Source organism: Hippea maritima DSM 10411, assembly GCF_000194135.1.
Lineage (GTDB): Bacteria > Campylobacterota_A > Desulfurellia > Desulfurellales > Hippeaceae > Hippea > Hippea maritima.
Genome location: NC_015318.1, coordinates 1,615,357 through 1,630,089 on the forward strand (window position 1 = coordinate 1,615,357; position 14,733 = coordinate 1,630,089).

Below are 14,733 nucleotides of genomic sequence, written 5' to 3' on the forward strand. Positions count from 1 at the left end.
TTAGTAACAGAAGAAAGCAAAATGAAAACTGTAAAAGTTGGTATATTAACAGAGGGTAGCAACAGTATAGGATTTGGTCATATTACAAGGTGTTTATCTTTATACCAAGCCTTCAAGAAAAAAAACATAAAGCCAAAGTTCTTCATAAACGGCGATGACTCTATAATTGAACTTATTAAGGATACAAATTTTGAGGTTATTGATTGGCTAAAAATGCGTAAAGAGGTTTTTGATAAGCTCAAGGACTTTGATATTGTTATCATTGATAGTTACCTTGCAGATAAAGAATTTTATGATGAATTGTCCAAATTAGTGAAACTTCCTGTTTATATGGACGACAACAAAAGAATAGACTACCCAAAAGGCGTTGTTATTAATGGGAATATTCATGCAAAAGAATTAAACTATCCTAAAAAAGATGGAGTGATTTACCTGCTTGGAACAGAATATACACCCCTAAGAAAGGAATTTTGGGATGTCCCAGAAAAAACAATAAGGGAAAAAGTGCAAAGTGTAATGATAACCTTTGGCGGAGAAGATGCAAAAAACATGACACCAAAGATTTTAAGATTGTTAAGTGAAAACTATCCTGAACTAAAAAAGAATGTTGTTATAGGAAAAGGATTCCGTAATATTGAAGATATTAAAGCTGTGGCAGACAAAAACACAAATTTGATATACTATCCAGATGCAGAAGGTATGAAACAGATAATGTTTGATGCCGATATAGCTATCTCCGCAGGAGGACAAACCTTATATGAACTTGCAAGAGTGGGTGTGCCTACGATCGCTATTGCCATTGCTGATAACCAGCTTGGAAATGTAAGGACTTTTGAGAAATTGAAAATAATTAAATTCGTAGTATGGTGGGAACATATTGACAAAATTAATATTGATGGATTTCAAGAACAAGAATTAAGAAAAAAAATTAGCAAAAAAATGCAAGAATTAATTGATGGAAATGGCTCAAGAAGGATAATTAAAAATTTAATAAAGTCATATGAGGTGATAAATGAATAATTACGAAATAAGAGAATATAAACCTGGCGATTCAAAAAAAATTTGTGAATTATTAGATACATATACTCCATACGATAGAGATGAAAAATTTTGGATCTGGATAAACAGATTGTTGTCTATCAAAAAAACTGTTGTTGTAGTAGCTGAATCAAAAAATAAAATTGTGGGACATTATGCAGTAATTCCTCAATATTTGAACATTAAAGGAAATATCTATAATGCAGGATTAGCTATACATGCATTTATTCACCCAGATTATCGCAATACTTTTATGGTATTTGAAATTACAAAAATGATGCATAATTTGGCAAAAAAAAATGGTATAGAAATTATTTATGGATTTCCCAATAGTAAATTTAGAAGCATTTTATTAAAAATTCATAAATGGAAAGAAGTAGCTTTATTTAAGTCGCTAGAAAAATTTAGTTTGGAAAGAAAAGAGCACAATTTTAAATTAATTAAAGTCGAAAAAAATTATCTTCACTATTATGAATTATCTGAAATTTTAGACAGCCAAATCAATAATAAAAACAAAGTAAAAGTTGAGAAAAATTTAATTTATTTTGTTAATAGATACATCAATCACCCACAAAATTTATACAAAAATTTCTTTATCGAAAAAAACGGGCAAAAAGTGGCATTCATTGTTCTAAAAATATATGAAAAAAAAGGAGTAAGAATAGGACATTTAATAGACTATGTTAAAAATAGTAAAATTTCTTTTCAAGATATTCTTAATATAGTAGAAAATTACTTTTATGATAAAGTTAACAAGCTTTCTTTTTGGAAATTCGATGAAACCCAAAAAGAAATCTTGTTAAAAAACGGTTTTGAAGAAAAAGGTTTTGAAACATGTTTAGGAATTAAGATGCTGATAGATAATAAAAAAATAGAAAATTTTTTGCTAAATTTTGACAACTGGACACTTTGCATGGGAGATTCTGATGCCTTCTGACAAATTTATTTTAATTATTGCTGCTCATCCTGACGATGAAATTTTGGGATGTGGGGGATCTATAGCAAGATTGGTTAAAGAAGGATATGAGGCTTATACATTAATATTAGGGGAAGGTGTTACATCAAGGGATAAGAGCAGAGATAGAAAAAAAAGAGAGGATGAAATCAAAAGACTAAAGGAGCAAATACACAAAGCTAATGAAATATTGGGAGTAAAAGAGGTTTTTACTTTTGATTTTCCGGATAACAGGTTTGATTCTGTTAATCTCTTGGACATAATTAAAGCAATAGAAGAGATAAAAAACAAGATAAAACCAGAAATTATATTCACACACTCAAAGTCCGATTTGAACATAGACCACCAAATAACACACAAAGCAGTTATAACCGCTACAAGACCAATGCAAAACGAAAGCGTTAGGGAGATTTATGCTTTTGAAGTTTTATCATCTACAGAATGGAATTATCCATTATCGTTTTCCCCAAACGTTTATTTTGATATAGAGAATACTTTAGATTTAAAACTAAGGGCTATGACAGAGTATAATTTTGAGCTAAGAGATTATCCCCATCCCCGCTCATTGGAAGGGATAAAGATAAAAGCAAAACAACGAGGAATGGAAGTTGGGGTTGTTTATGCAGAAGCTTTTGAATTGGTTAGAGGAATTAAATGAACCTTACACTCAAGAATTTTGTAAATCTAACCTTGGAAGAACAGATTGAGGTTCTCAAAATCAGAAATGCTAAATATGTAAGAACAAAAATGAAAAATTCTAATATTATAAAACTAACCGATCATCTAAACTGGATTAACTCCCTTAGCCAAGATAAAAATAAAAGATACTATGCTGTTTTCCTAAATAACGAAATAATAGGAGCCAATTATGTTTTATTGCTTAATAAAATCATTGGATATGGAAATATAGGATTTTATTTTAAACAAAATACACCCCCCATAATTTCTTCAATCAGCATAGTTTATTTTCTTGAAATGATTTTTAATAACCTAAATATAAATAAAATATTCAGCGAAGTAAAGACAAACAATTCAATGGCGTATAGGTTTAGCAAAAGCTTGGGCTTTAAAGTTGTTAATATAAAAGTGGAAAATGACGAGAAATATTATTTAATGGAATTAAACAGACAAAAATGGGAAAGAATGAAAGACACAAAACTATTAAAATCAGTTAAAAAACAATCAAAAGACATAGTTATTAAATTTGAGGAGGATTAAATGAAAGCAAAAATCCAAAACTTAATTATCGAAAGCTTAAAAGAATTAAATGAAGAATTAGAAATAGAAGCATTAATCAATCCGAATGAGAATACGAAACTTTATGGAATCAACGGGGTATTAGATAGTTTAGCATTGGTCACATTAATCACAGATTTAGAAGAAAAGATTTCAGAGGAATTTGGTAAAGATATAACTTTAGCTGACGAGAAAGCAATGAGCCAAAGAATTTCGCCCTTTAGAAGTGTAGAAACACTTACCAACTACATAGCTAAGTTATTAGAGGAAGAGAAAAATGAGTAAAGTCTTTATAATTACAGGCACAAGAAAAGGGATAGGAAAAGGGTTAGCAGAGTATTATCTAAATAAAGGCAATATTGTTGTTGGTTGTAGCAGGGGAAAAAGTTCAATAGAGCATAAAAGTTATAGACATTTTTGCTTAAATGTAAGTGATGAAAAAGCAGTTGTTGATATGGTCAGGAAAACAAAAAAAGAATTTAAAAGGATTGATGTGCTCTTAAATAACGCTGGAATTGCTTCAATGAACCATATTTTGACAACGCCTTTAAAAACAGCGAAAAATATTTTCAATACCAATTTTTTTGGTTCGTTTCTTTTTATTAGAGAAATTGCAAAAGTCATGATGAAACAAAAACAAGGAAGAATTGTAAATTTTGCTACAGTTGCAACTCCTTTAAGATTAGAAGGTGAAGCAATATATGCTGCAAGCAAGGCAGCTATAGTTAATTTAACTGAAATAGCAGCAAGAGAATTAGCTGGATTTAATATTACAGTAAATGCAGTCGGGCCTACACCAGTCCCAACAGATTTAATTAAAAATGTCCCAAAAGAAAAAATGCAAGCCCTTCTTAATAGACAGGCAATTAAACGATTTGGAGAATTTAGAGATGTTGTAAATGTGATTGATTTTTTTATCGATGAAAGAAGTGATTTTATTACTGGGCAGGTGATATATTTAGGGGGAGTGAATGGATAATATAATCGCTTTTGAAAATATTGAAGATTTGATTATTGAAATTAAAGGACAAAAAGTTTTATTAGATAGAGATGTAGCCTCTTTATATGGAGTTGAAACAAAAAGAATTAATGAAGCAGTTAAAAATAACCTTGATAGATTTCCGGATGGTTATATAATTGAGCTCGATAAAGAGACCAAAAAACAACTGGTCGAAAATTTCGACCGGTTCAAAACATTAAAACATTCATCAGTAAACCCAAAAGCCTTTACTGAAAAAGGACTTTATATGCTAGCAACAATTCTAACTTCAAAAGAAGCAGTAAAAGTTACAATTGCAATTATTGAAACTTTTACAAAAATAAGAGAACTATCAAGAACAATCAAAAAACTTCCAACCGTTACAGATAAAAAGGAACAACAATCCTTGATGCAAAAAAGTGGAGAAATAATAGCAGAAATTTTAGATGATGGACTAACAACCAATGAGAGTGAAACAACCATTGAAATGAACTTAGCATTTTTTAAATTTAAACATACTGTAAAGAAGGGTAAGAAATGAGCTATTTAATAGAAAACTTTAAGAAATTTGATTCAAAATTAGCAATTATCCATAACGATAAAAAATATACATATAAAGAGCTTTTAGAAAAGATAGAAAAATTTTTAAATGATTTTAAAGGGAAAATAAAAAAAGGTGAAGTTGTAGCTATTTTAGGAGACTATTCTTTTGAGAATATCGCTTTATTATTAGCTCTTTATTTGAATAAAAACATTATAGTCCCTATAACATCCACAAACGAACAGGAGATAAAGGAAAGATTAAGAGAAGCAAATGTTGACAAAGTTTTGAAGATTAGGAACGGAAAACCAACAATTGATATTTTGGAATCTAAAGAAAAACATAATCTAATAAAAAATTTACAAGAGCAGAGCCACTCAGGCCTTATTCTCTTTTCAAGTGGAAGCACAGGAAAACCAAAAGCAATGATTCATGATTTTGATAATTTGATAGAGCATTATAAAGGAAAAAAAGAGAAAAATATTAATATGCTCATATTTTTGATGTTTGACCATATCGGCGGACTTAATACACTTTTAAACATTCTTTCAACAGGAGCTGTTGCAATAATTCCTAAAAACAGAAATGCTGACGAAGTGTGTAAAATTATAGAGGAATACAAGATAAAAGTTCTGCCATCATCTCCAACATTTCTAAACCTTTTGCTAATGAACAAATCTTATGAAAAATATGATTTAAGTTCATTAAGAATGATAACATATGGAACAGAACCTATGCCAGAATCCCTTTTAAAGAAATTAAAAGAAACATTTCCTAAGGTTAGGTTTCTGCAAACCTTTGGAACAAGCGAAACAGGAATAACCAACACCTATTCAAAATCTTCTGATTCAACACTCATGAAAATAGACGATCCGGATATAGAATATAAGATTGTAAACGGAGAACTATGGTTAAGAAGCAAAACTCAAGTCTTAGGATACTTAAACGCCCCTATGAACAGTTTTACCGAGGATGGTTGGTTTAAAACAGGAGATTTGGTGGAAGTGGATAAGGATGGATATATAAAGATTATAGGCAGAAATAAAGATATTATAAATGTTGGAGGAGAAAAGGTTTTTCCTGCAGAAGTAGAATCGGTAATACTTGAAATACCAGAAGTAATTGACTGTATGGTGTATGGTGAAAAAAATTCAATTACAGGTCAAACTGTTGTTGTTGATGTCGTAATGAAAGAAGGCATTGATAAGAAAGAAGCAAAGAAAATAATAAGAAAATATTGCAAGCAAAAGCTTGATAACTATAAAATCCCAACAAAAGTTAATTTAGTGGAGAAAATTAATTTTGGGGATAGGTTTAAGAAGATTAGGAGGAGATAATGAGAATCCAATACTCCTTTATAAATAATAGAACCTTCATTGTCGCCGAGCTTTCTGCGAATCATAGGCAGGACATAGAACTCGCAAAGGATACCATATACGCAATGAAAGAATCGGGGGCTGATGCGGTAAAACTGCAAACATACACTCCAGATACAATTACTATAGATTGCAACAATGAATATTTTCAGATAAAGCAGGGTACTCTGTGGGATGGAAAAACCCTCTACGAACTCTATAGAGAAGCATATACTCCTTGGGAGTGGCATTATGAACTCAAAGAGTTAGCAGAAAAGTTGGGGCTTGTTTTTTTCTCTACACCCTTCGATAAAACAGCTGTTGATTTTTTAGAGAAACTGGATGTCCCCGCATATAAAATCGCTTCCTTTGAGATAACCGACATACCGCTCATAGAGTATGCAGCCTCTAAAGGAAAACCGATGATAATTTCCACAGGCATAGCAACACTTTGCGACATTCAAGAGGCTGTCAATGCCTGTAAAAGAGTCGGAAACGACCAGATAATACTATTAAAATGCACCTCTGCCTATCCTACACCTTTGGAGGATGTAAATTTAAAGACAATTCCGAATATGGCAGAGACCTTCGGATGCATTGTAGGATTATCAGACCATACACTTGGCATCTCTGTTCCTGTCGCTGCTGTTGCGCTTGGTGCAAGGGTTATTGAAAAACATTTTATACTATCCAAAGATATAGAAACACCCGATAGAGATTTTTCACTTACACCAGAGGAATTTAAGGCGATGGTAAAATCTGTAAGAGAGGTCGAGAAAGCCTTGGGTAAAGTCTTTTATGAGCTTACAGACAAAATGAAAAAGGGCAGAGAGTTTAGTAGGTCTTTATTTGTTGTCAAAGATGTGAAAAGAGGAGAAATTTTCAATGAAGATAATGTAAAATCCATTCGTCCAGGATATGGCCTTAATCCAAAATTTTTGAAGGATATTTTAGGAAAAAAAGCAAGAAAAGACATAAAAAAAGGTACACCGTTGCAATGGGATTTAATAGAATGAAAAGACTCCCAATAGGCATTCAGACCTTTAGCAAGATCATAGAGGAAAACTGTTATTATGTTGATAAAACCCACTTTGCCCTAAAACTGATCCAAAACGGTGGCTATTACTTCCTCTCCCGCCCCAGACGCTTTGGCAAGTCTCTGTTTCTTGACACACTGGCAGAGATATTCTTAGGCAACAAGGAGCTATTCAAAGGCTTATACATCTATGATAAGTATGACTTCAAACCCCATCCAGTCATAAGGATATCATTTGGCAGTGGTGATTACTCGTTGGATGAGAGTCAGACCATTGATGAGATAAAACACATACTACAGGACAACATAGAGGCTTTGGGTTTAGACTGCACAGATATAAACGACTTCAAAACCTGTTTTAAAGAGCTCATCAGAAAATCCTACCAAAAACACAAAACCAGAGTTGTCATACTCATAGACGAATATGACAAACCCATTCTTGACAATATCACAAACAAAGAGATGGCAACAAAGGCAAGGAATATCTTGAAGAACTTCTACAGTATCATCAAGGACAACGACAGATACATCAGGTTTGTTTTTATCACTGGAGTAAGCAAGTTCTCAAAACTAAACCTGTTCAGTGGTTTGAATAACTTAGAGGATATTACAATAAACAAGGAGTATGCTGAGATATGTGGATACACCCATGACGATCTACTCACAGTGTTTAAAGATAGAATTGAAGGAGCAAACCTTGAGTTAGTCAAGAAGTGGTATAACGGATACAACTACTTTGGAAAACCTCTATACAACCCCTTTGACATACTCCTCTTTCTCTCATCTGGTCATGACTTCCGAAACTACTGGTGGCAGACAGGCAATCCAAGCTTTTTGATAGAGAAACTCAAGGAAGAAAACTACTACATCCCAGAGCTTGAGAATGCCCTAATCTCAGAGGAGGCTTTGGAGGCCTTTGATGTGGAATACATAGACCTAAGGGCATTGTTGTGGCAAACGGGGTATTTGACATTTGAGGAGAGGTTTACAGATGAAAGAGGAAGATTGAAATACAAGCTAAAAATTCCCAATTTAGAGATACAATACTCCCTAAATGAGCTGTTTATCCTTTACCTTACAAACCAAAGACAGGAGATGTATAGATACGAAGACAACCTGTATGAGGCACTAAAACAGAACGACTTTACATCCTTTACCAACCACCTAAAGACCATCTTCTCAACCATTCCTTACACAAACTATGCTAACAATATAATCTCAAAATACGAAGGCTACTATTCAAGTGTGGTATTCACCTATCTCATGGCTTTAGGCTATGATGTGATTCCTGAAGACATTACAAACAAGGGAAGGATTGATTTAACAATAAAAACAAAGGATAAGATTCTAATCATAGAATTCAAGGTTGATCAAGAGAAGGACAAACCAATAAAGCAGATAAAAGAGAGAAGATACTATGAGAAGTACTTGAAAGAGAACAAAGATATTTATCTTGTGGGAATGGTGTTTGATTCGAAGGAGAGGAATATAGAAAGCTGGAGAGTGGAGGAGGTAAATAAGGACGGTGCAAACAAACTTCATTAAGGATGCAACCTTGAATGACTTAAACAATTTAACCTCATGGTTTATTAAAAATAAAGATATGAAAGGTCTTATCTACAAACTCTTAGACAACAGAGATCTGGGCGAGGCTTTTGTCTATTTTAAAGACAATTTTATCAAAAACATTTTTAAAGATAATTTAGAGGGATACATAAAAGCCTTTGAGCCTGTGTTTGATAGGGATTTTTTAAATCTGAACATTCTGGCTCAAAAAGCCATAATAATACTCTTTTTTTATGCCTATTTTGACGAAAACACGCGATCAAATAAAGATGTATTATTTTTTGAACCCTTGTACAAATTATTCATCAAGGCAAAGGATAAAAACAATTTGGAGCTAATGGCTTTTTTGTATATACCTTTATTGTTTAGCTCTCAGGACATGAAAGCTTTTAATAAAAAAGTAAACAAAACTCTGGAAAGGCTGATTCTGAAGAATTTTAAATCAAACTATACACCAAAACCCAGATCGGATAATAAAACAAGAATCGGATTTATGATAGAAAGGGCTATATGGCACTCGGTAAACCAGATAAACTATAGTTTTTTATATAACCTAAAAAAATCTTTAGAGGAAAACAAACAAAACGATACGGAAGTTATCATCTTGGATCTAAACTTTTTTGAATTTACAGGCGGAATGGAAAACGTTAAGAACAAATTTAAGTCAATAGGATTTGAATATATAGACCTGCACGATGCCTTAAACATACCAAAAAACCTGCTTTACAATATACTTGACAAAAGCATAAAGGTTAGGGATTATATTAGAAACTTGGGTTTGGATGTTCTGATTATGTCCCCTATAACCCACTTTACACACATATTTTTACTAAACTCAAGGGTTGCAAAAAAACAGGTTTACTGGTCTCACGGCAACTGTGCTATTGATGTTAAAGGAATAGACGCAAGAATAAGCCACTTTGAGCAAACATGCAAAGAGTTTGATTGGAAGATAATACACTTTCCTATACCAGAAGAACTGCTTTTAGGAACAGAAAAAGACAAACTGGAAGGCGAAAGAATAAAAAAGGAGCTATTAAAAAAATATGGTGAAAATACGGTAATATTGGGAACCATAGGCAGACTTATAAAAATCGATAGTGACGAATATCTGCAAGTAATTGCAAAAATAATGAAGGATAATCCTAATACAATATATTTAGCTTGTGGTTCAGGGGACACTAAACCAATAAAGGAAAAGCTAAAAAAGTATGGAATTAATGAGTCCAGATTCATATTTACGGGCCATATAAACTCTCATGTTTATGGGTGGGTAATCGATGTGTGGATAAATACATACCCTCTACCTCAAGGTCAGTCCCAGCAAGAATATTATGCAAAAAAAACGGGGATTGTTATAGAAAGCAAGGATTTAATTAAAACTAATTTTAAATTTTTTAAAAAATTAATTACAACTTATATAGGGGATAAGAGAATCGAAATAAATGGTAGGAGTAAAATTTTAAAAAACATAAATTTTCTAATTTGTAAAAATGATGAAAAACAATTTATAAAGGAATTAATTACAAATAAAGTTTATTATAATTTATATAAAAAAATTCTTGCTCTGTATTGGGACGATCAACAAGATCTAAAAGAAAAACAATTAAATGCATTCTTTAAAAAATTGGGAAAAATACTATGTTAATAAGTGTTCTGGTAGACAATTACAACTATGCTAAATTTTTACCTGAATGCATTGAGAGTGTTCTAAATCAAACCTATCAAAATTTTGAAATAATTATTGTGGACGACGGAAGCAATGACAATTCAAGAGAAATTATTAAAAAGTATACAAAAAGAGATAATAGAATAAAGCCTATTTTTAAAGAAAATGGAGGTCAAGCAAGCGCTTTTAATGAAGGAATAAAACATTGCAGAGGAGAATTAATATGTTTTTTAGATAGTGATGATCTATTTGAGAAAGATAAATTATATGAAATAAACAAGATATATAAAAAAGGTTATGAATATATAGTAAATAATTATATCTTTTTAGAAAATAAAAAATTAAATAAAAATTATAAACCGCTCTTCCCCTATGGTGGTTATAATCTCTTCTTAGTATACTATTTAACAGAATTTACAGGAAGTAGCACATCGAACATTTCTATCTCAAAAAATTTAGCCAAAAAAATATTCCCTATCCAAAATGAATCTTATTTTAAAATTAGAGCAGACGATGTAATTGTATTTGCATCAAGTATTGGAAGTAAAATGTATTTTACTCATAAAACTTTAACTAAATACAGAATACACGGTGATAATTTATTTGCTTGCTCTCGAAAAGAAGAATCTCCTTCTGATAAATATTTAAGAAGTTTAAATTTGGAAAAAATAAAAGAAGAATATTTACAAAAATTTAAGATACCATCGAACTTTTTAACAAATCCTTATAATTTATTATTAGAACTAAAGACGAAGCAAATTATAGATAAAAAAATATTTAATCTGTACAAAAAAATTTTGTTCAATAAAATGAGATTAACAAACGAAGAAAGAGAGATATATTATAGACAAATGGTAGAATATTGCAAGCATATCACAAGAAAAACAAAAAAAGAAAATATAAAAAATAATGGCTAGAAATATATTATTTTTTTTACCAAGCCCTTTTTGGCAATCGCATTTTATATCTATGATTGAAATGATTATAGATCACAAACAGCAAAATGATAATATTTTTTTGATGCAATGCAAAGGGGAGTACAACTTTGCGTGTCTATATTGTAAGAATTTTTCTTGTCAAAAATCCATTGATTGTGCCAAATGTAAATATTTTATTAAAAAAACGTTAGAATTAATAAATTTAAAAGATTATCTATTTTTACCAATTATCAATGATGGTTGTAAATTTACTAAGGTTCCAAAGTTTCATTCTATCAATGAAATAAAAGCCTTTACGGTAGATAACTTTGATATTGGGTTAGCAATATTATCTAATCTTTATTTTAAAACAAAAAAAACTTGTTTCACAGCTTCCCAATTAAAAAAATATTTACCATATTTAAATAAACTTATTAATTTATCTTATCAAATATATAAAACAACATATGAATATTTAGAAAAATATAAAATTGATGAAATCTATATCTTTAATGGAAGATTTGATATATTAAGAGCGTCTCTAAGAGCTGCACAAAAATATAAAAAATCTAAAATTAAAGTTTTAGAAGCAGCAGGAGTAATGGATAAATTTACAATATCAGAAAACACTTATCCTCACGATTTTGAATATCAAAAGAAAATTTTAAACGAACTCTGGAGTAAGGAAAAATCCTATATAAAGAAAGAAACACTTGCAAGAAAATGGTTTTTAGACAGATTAAATGCAAAAGATCAAGGAAATATATCATATATAAAAAAACAAATAAAAAATAAACTACCTAGTAATTTCAGTAATAAAAAAAGAAATATCTCAATTTTTATTTCAAGCGAACACGAAATAAGCACTATACCTGAATATAAAAATCCACTTTTTAAAAATCAACTAGAAACAATAAAATTTATATTAAAGTATTTCAAAAAAAAATATGAATATAATTTTTATATAAGAATGCATCCTAATTTAAAAGATGTCAATGATTGTTATATTTTAGAGTTAAAAAAAATTAATAGAATTTTCAATAATGCCTTTATAATAGAACCTGATAGTCCTATTGACTCTTACGCTTTATTGAAAAAAAGTGAAAAAATAATTTCTTTTGGTTCTACCATTGGAATAGAAGCTGTGCTTTATAAAATCCCTTCGATACTAATAGGAAAAGCAATATTTGAAGATAGTATTTCTCTTTATATTCCAAAAACAAAAAAAGAAATTATTTTTCTAATAGAAAAAAAACTCAAACCTTTAAATAATATAATGGCGATTAAATACGGTTATTATCAAATGAAAAGAGGGAGAAAATATAAATATTATAAACCAGAACATCCCTATTATGGAAAATTTTTAGGTAGAAACATTTTTGAATTATAAACTAAAAAAACAAAAAAGAGGAACCAATTTGAAAAATGTAAAAAAAATCCTAATAACAGGCGGTGCAGGATTTATAGGAAGTCATTTATGTGAAAGACTTTTAAAAGAAGGAAATGAAGTAATTTGTCTCGATAACTTTTTCACAGGGAGTAAAGATAACATAACCCATTTAATGGGTAATCCTTATTTTGAAGTTATTAGACATGATATTGAAGAGCCCATCTCGATTGAAGTAGATGAAATTTATAATTTAGCATCTCCCGCTAGTCCAATTCATTATCAAAAAGACCCAGTTAAAACAGTTAGGACCAATGTAATGGGGGCTATTAATGTTTTAGATATAGCTAAACGCACAGGAGCAAAGGTTTTACAAGCTTCAACCAGCGAAGTTTATGGAGACCCTGAAGTTCATCCGCAGGTAGAAGAGTATAGAGGAAATGTAAATCCAATAGGAGTTAGGGCTTGTTATGATGAGGGGAAAAGATGTGCTGAGACGCTTTTTTTTGATTACTATAGGGAATATGGAGTAGATATTAGAGTAGTTAGGATTTTTAATACTTATGGTCCGAGAATGGCAATGAATGATGGAAGGGTTGTTAGCAATTTTATAATTCAAGCTTTAAAAAATAGAAATATTACAATTTATGGAGATGGAAGTCAAACAAGGAGTTTTTGTTATGTATCAGACTTAGTAGATGGACTTATAAAAATGATGAATTCTAATTTAACAGGTCCTATTAATCTTGGAAATCCTGAAGAATTTACTATTTTAGAATTAGCTAAAAAAGTTGTTAAATTTACCAATTCAAAAAGTAGAATAATTTTTAAACCGCTTCCACAAGATGATCCAAAACAAAGAAAACCCCATATTACTAAAGCAAAAATATATTTAAATTGGAAACCAAAAATAGGTTTGGAAGAAGGATTAGTAAGGACGATAGAGTATTTCAAAAATAAACTAAGGAATAAACTTTGATGAGAAAATCAATCCTTTTTGACTTAGATATGCCAAAGTGGGTTTTATTTTTTTATCCTATAATTAAAAAATTAAAAAAGTTAGGACACAATGTGATTATAACAAGCAGAGGCGGAAAAGGTTATACTGAATTAAACAAAGTAATAGAACTTTATAATTTAGACTATACTTCTATAGGAGAATACGGAGGATCTAGTTTGGAAGGAAAATTAAGAGCATCCTTATATAGAATGGAAAAATTAATTGAAATCGTAAAGAACGTAGACGCTGTGATTAGCGGTTGTGTAGTTGATGTAAATAGGGTCGCCTTTGGGTTTGGGATTCCTGTTTATAATTTTTATGACATTCCCCTTAGTGATTATAGAACCAATTTTAAAAGAGCCCTGCCTCAAGCAAGGCTTACAATACCTCTTGCCACTAAGATGTTTAAACCTTTTGTTGTGCCTGATGAGATATTCTTAAGGTTTGGATTGGAAAGGGATCAAATTATTGAATATAAATTCATAGATCCTTTAATCTGGCTTAAAGATTTCAAGTTTGACAAGAACTATGTAGAGAACTTTTACAAAAAATACAAAATCGATAGGAAAAAATTCACGATTGTGGTAAGAGAAGAAGAGTATAAATCAAGCTATGTAAACAAAAAATATCCATTCCTTTACGAAGCATTGCCTGAGATCCATAAAAAGTTTAATGCAAATATAATAATCATTCCAAGATACGAAAGTGATTATTTAAAAAAAGAGTTCCCTTTTGCTTATGTAATTGAAGAAAAAATAAAACTCCAGCATCTGTTAAAAGACGCCGATCTATTTATCGGCGGTGGAGGGACAATTAACACCGAAAGTTGTTTTTTAGGAACCCCAACGATCTCAACGCGCAGCTTTATAAGCCACTACGATAAATGGCAAATAGACAACGGCTTGATGGTTTGGGTTGATAACAAAGAATATCTATTTAAAAATATCGAGTTAGCTAAAGAAAAAAAACTTATTCCAAATTTAAAAGCATTGGATAAAATGGAAGTTGATATAGATTTGCTTATAGAGAAAATTTTAAATTGATTTCTTACAGT

General features: G+C 30.6%; 15 protein-coding genes. All 15 read left to right on the forward strand.

The genetic code is table 11. From position 1 onward, the window contains the following. The first annotated feature begins 21 nt into the window (after window positions 1-21). The 15 genes from pseG to HIPMA_RS08560 are packed head-to-tail and all read left to right on the forward strand — an operon-like array spanning window position 22 to window position 14,722. Entirely contained in the window at window positions 22-1,020 is a 999-nt protein-coding gene (gene pseG, locus HIPMA_RS08490) for a UDP-2,4-diacetamido-2,4,6-trideoxy-beta-L-altropyranose hydrolase (RefSeq protein WP_013682617.1), read from the forward strand. Beyond that, the gene (locus HIPMA_RS08495; protein ID WP_013682618.1) at window positions 1,013-1,975 is read left to right on the forward strand and encodes a GNAT family N-acetyltransferase; all 963 of its coding nucleotides are present in this window, start codon (window positions 1,013-1,015) and stop codon (window positions 1,973-1,975) included. Before pseG ends, HIPMA_RS08495 begins: the two co-directional genes overlap by 8 nt. Beyond that, window positions 1,965-2,651 carry a PIG-L deacetylase family protein gene (locus HIPMA_RS08500; protein ID WP_013682619.1) on the forward strand — a complete coding sequence of 229 codons (687 nt, stop codon included), beginning with the start codon at window positions 1,965-1,967 and terminating at the stop codon, window positions 2,649-2,651. Before HIPMA_RS08495 ends, HIPMA_RS08500 begins: the two co-directional genes overlap by 11 nt. Then, window positions 2,648-3,211 (forward strand): GNAT family N-acetyltransferase, encoded by a 564-nt coding sequence (locus tag HIPMA_RS09290; RefSeq protein WP_013682620.1) that lies wholly within the window; start codon window positions 2,648-2,650, stop codon window positions 3,209-3,211. The genes HIPMA_RS08500 and HIPMA_RS09290 overlap by 4 nt, the downstream gene beginning before the upstream one ends. Continuing rightward, window positions 3,212-3,514 carry a hypothetical protein gene (locus tag HIPMA_RS08510; RefSeq protein ID WP_013682621.1) on the forward strand — a complete coding sequence of 101 codons (303 nt, stop codon included), beginning with the start codon at window positions 3,212-3,214 and terminating at the stop codon, window positions 3,512-3,514. It begins immediately after the preceding gene. Further along, the gene (locus tag HIPMA_RS08515) at window positions 3,507-4,208 is read left to right on the forward strand and encodes an SDR family NAD(P)-dependent oxidoreductase (protein WP_013682622.1); all 702 of its coding nucleotides are present in this window, start codon (window positions 3,507-3,509) and stop codon (window positions 4,206-4,208) included. The genes HIPMA_RS08510 and HIPMA_RS08515 overlap by 8 nt, the downstream gene beginning before the upstream one ends. Further along, window positions 4,201-4,749, forward strand: a complete 549-nt coding sequence (locus HIPMA_RS08520) for an ORF6N domain-containing protein (protein WP_013682623.1) — start codon at window positions 4,201-4,203, stop codon at window positions 4,747-4,749. Before HIPMA_RS08515 ends, HIPMA_RS08520 begins: the two co-directional genes overlap by 8 nt. Then, a complete protein-coding gene (locus tag HIPMA_RS08525; protein WP_013682624.1) occupies window positions 4,746-6,086 on the forward strand; it encodes an ANL family adenylate-forming protein in 1,341 nt (446 codons plus the stop codon). Before HIPMA_RS08520 ends, HIPMA_RS08525 begins: the two co-directional genes overlap by 4 nt. After that, window positions 6,086-7,120 carry a pseudaminic acid synthase gene (pseI, locus tag HIPMA_RS08530; RefSeq protein ID WP_013682625.1) on the forward strand — a complete coding sequence of 345 codons (1,035 nt, stop codon included), beginning with the start codon at window positions 6,086-6,088 and terminating at the stop codon, window positions 7,118-7,120. The genes HIPMA_RS08525 and pseI overlap by 1 nt, the downstream gene beginning before the upstream one ends. Continuing rightward, window positions 7,117-8,685, forward strand: coding sequence for an ATP-binding protein (locus tag HIPMA_RS08535; RefSeq protein WP_013682626.1), 1,569 nt, complete (start codon window positions 7,117-7,119; stop codon window positions 8,683-8,685). Before pseI ends, HIPMA_RS08535 begins: the two co-directional genes overlap by 4 nt. Then, a complete protein-coding gene (locus HIPMA_RS08540; protein WP_013682627.1) occupies window positions 8,666-10,354 on the forward strand; it encodes a glycosyltransferase family protein in 1,689 nt (562 codons plus the stop codon). The genes HIPMA_RS08535 and HIPMA_RS08540 overlap by 20 nt, the downstream gene beginning before the upstream one ends. Next, complete coding sequence (locus HIPMA_RS08545) at window positions 10,348-11,292, forward strand: glycosyltransferase family 2 protein (protein ID WP_013682628.1); 945 nt, start codon at window positions 10,348-10,350, stop codon at window positions 11,290-11,292. Before HIPMA_RS08540 ends, HIPMA_RS08545 begins: the two co-directional genes overlap by 7 nt. After that, window positions 11,285-12,682, forward strand: coding sequence for a capsular polysaccharide export protein, LipB/KpsS family (locus HIPMA_RS08550; RefSeq protein WP_013682629.1), 1,398 nt, complete (start codon window positions 11,285-11,287; stop codon window positions 12,680-12,682). Before HIPMA_RS08545 ends, HIPMA_RS08550 begins: the two co-directional genes overlap by 8 nt. A gap of 28 nt (window positions 12,683-12,710) precedes the next feature. Beyond that, window positions 12,711-13,658 (forward strand): UDP-glucuronic acid decarboxylase family protein, encoded by a 948-nt coding sequence (locus HIPMA_RS08555; RefSeq protein ID WP_013682630.1) that lies wholly within the window; start codon window positions 12,711-12,713, stop codon window positions 13,656-13,658. Continuing rightward, window positions 13,658-14,722 (forward strand): DUF354 domain-containing protein, encoded by a 1,065-nt coding sequence (locus HIPMA_RS08560; RefSeq protein ID WP_013682631.1) that lies wholly within the window; start codon window positions 13,658-13,660, stop codon window positions 14,720-14,722. Before HIPMA_RS08555 ends, HIPMA_RS08560 begins: the two co-directional genes overlap by 1 nt. The last annotated feature ends 11 nt before the right edge of the window (window positions 14,723-14,733 follow it).

Excerpts from the sequence above, each read along its gene's own strand:
- HIPMA_RS08550 (WP_013682629.1), top strand. The coding sequence starts at position 11,285 with ATGGCTAGAAATATATTATTTTTTTTACCAAGCCCTTTTTGGCAATCG.
- HIPMA_RS08510 (WP_013682621.1), top strand. The coding sequence starts at position 3,212 with ATGAAAGCAAAAATCCAAAACTTAATTATCGAAAGCTTAAAAGAATTA.
- pseG (WP_013682617.1), top strand. The coding sequence starts at position 22 with ATGAAAACTGTAAAAGTTGGTATATTAACAGAGGGTAGCAACAGTATA.
- pseI (WP_013682625.1), top strand. The coding sequence starts at position 6,086 with ATGAGAATCCAATACTCCTTTATAAATAATAGAACCTTCATTGTCGCC.
- HIPMA_RS08525 (WP_013682624.1), top strand. The coding sequence starts at position 4,746 with ATGAGCTATTTAATAGAAAACTTTAAGAAATTTGATTCAAAATTAGCA.
- HIPMA_RS09290 (WP_013682620.1), top strand. The coding sequence starts at position 2,648 with ATGAACCTTACACTCAAGAATTTTGTAAATCTAACCTTGGAAGAACAG.
- HIPMA_RS08560 (WP_013682631.1), top strand. The coding sequence starts at position 13,658 with ATGAGAAAATCAATCCTTTTTGACTTAGATATGCCAAAGTGGGTTTTA.
- HIPMA_RS08520 (WP_013682623.1), top strand. The coding sequence starts at position 4,201 with ATGGATAATATAATCGCTTTTGAAAATATTGAAGATTTGATTATTGAA.
- HIPMA_RS08545 (WP_013682628.1), top strand. The coding sequence starts at position 10,348 with ATGTTAATAAGTGTTCTGGTAGACAATTACAACTATGCTAAATTTTTA.
- HIPMA_RS08515 (WP_013682622.1), top strand. The coding sequence starts at position 3,507 with ATGAGTAAAGTCTTTATAATTACAGGCACAAGAAAAGGGATAGGAAAA.
- HIPMA_RS08500 (WP_013682619.1), top strand. The coding sequence starts at position 1,965 with ATGCCTTCTGACAAATTTATTTTAATTATTGCTGCTCATCCTGACGAT.
- HIPMA_RS08535 (WP_013682626.1), top strand. The coding sequence starts at position 7,117 with ATGAAAAGACTCCCAATAGGCATTCAGACCTTTAGCAAGATCATAGAG.
- HIPMA_RS08495 (WP_013682618.1), top strand. The coding sequence starts at position 1,013 with ATGAATAATTACGAAATAAGAGAATATAAACCTGGCGATTCAAAAAAA.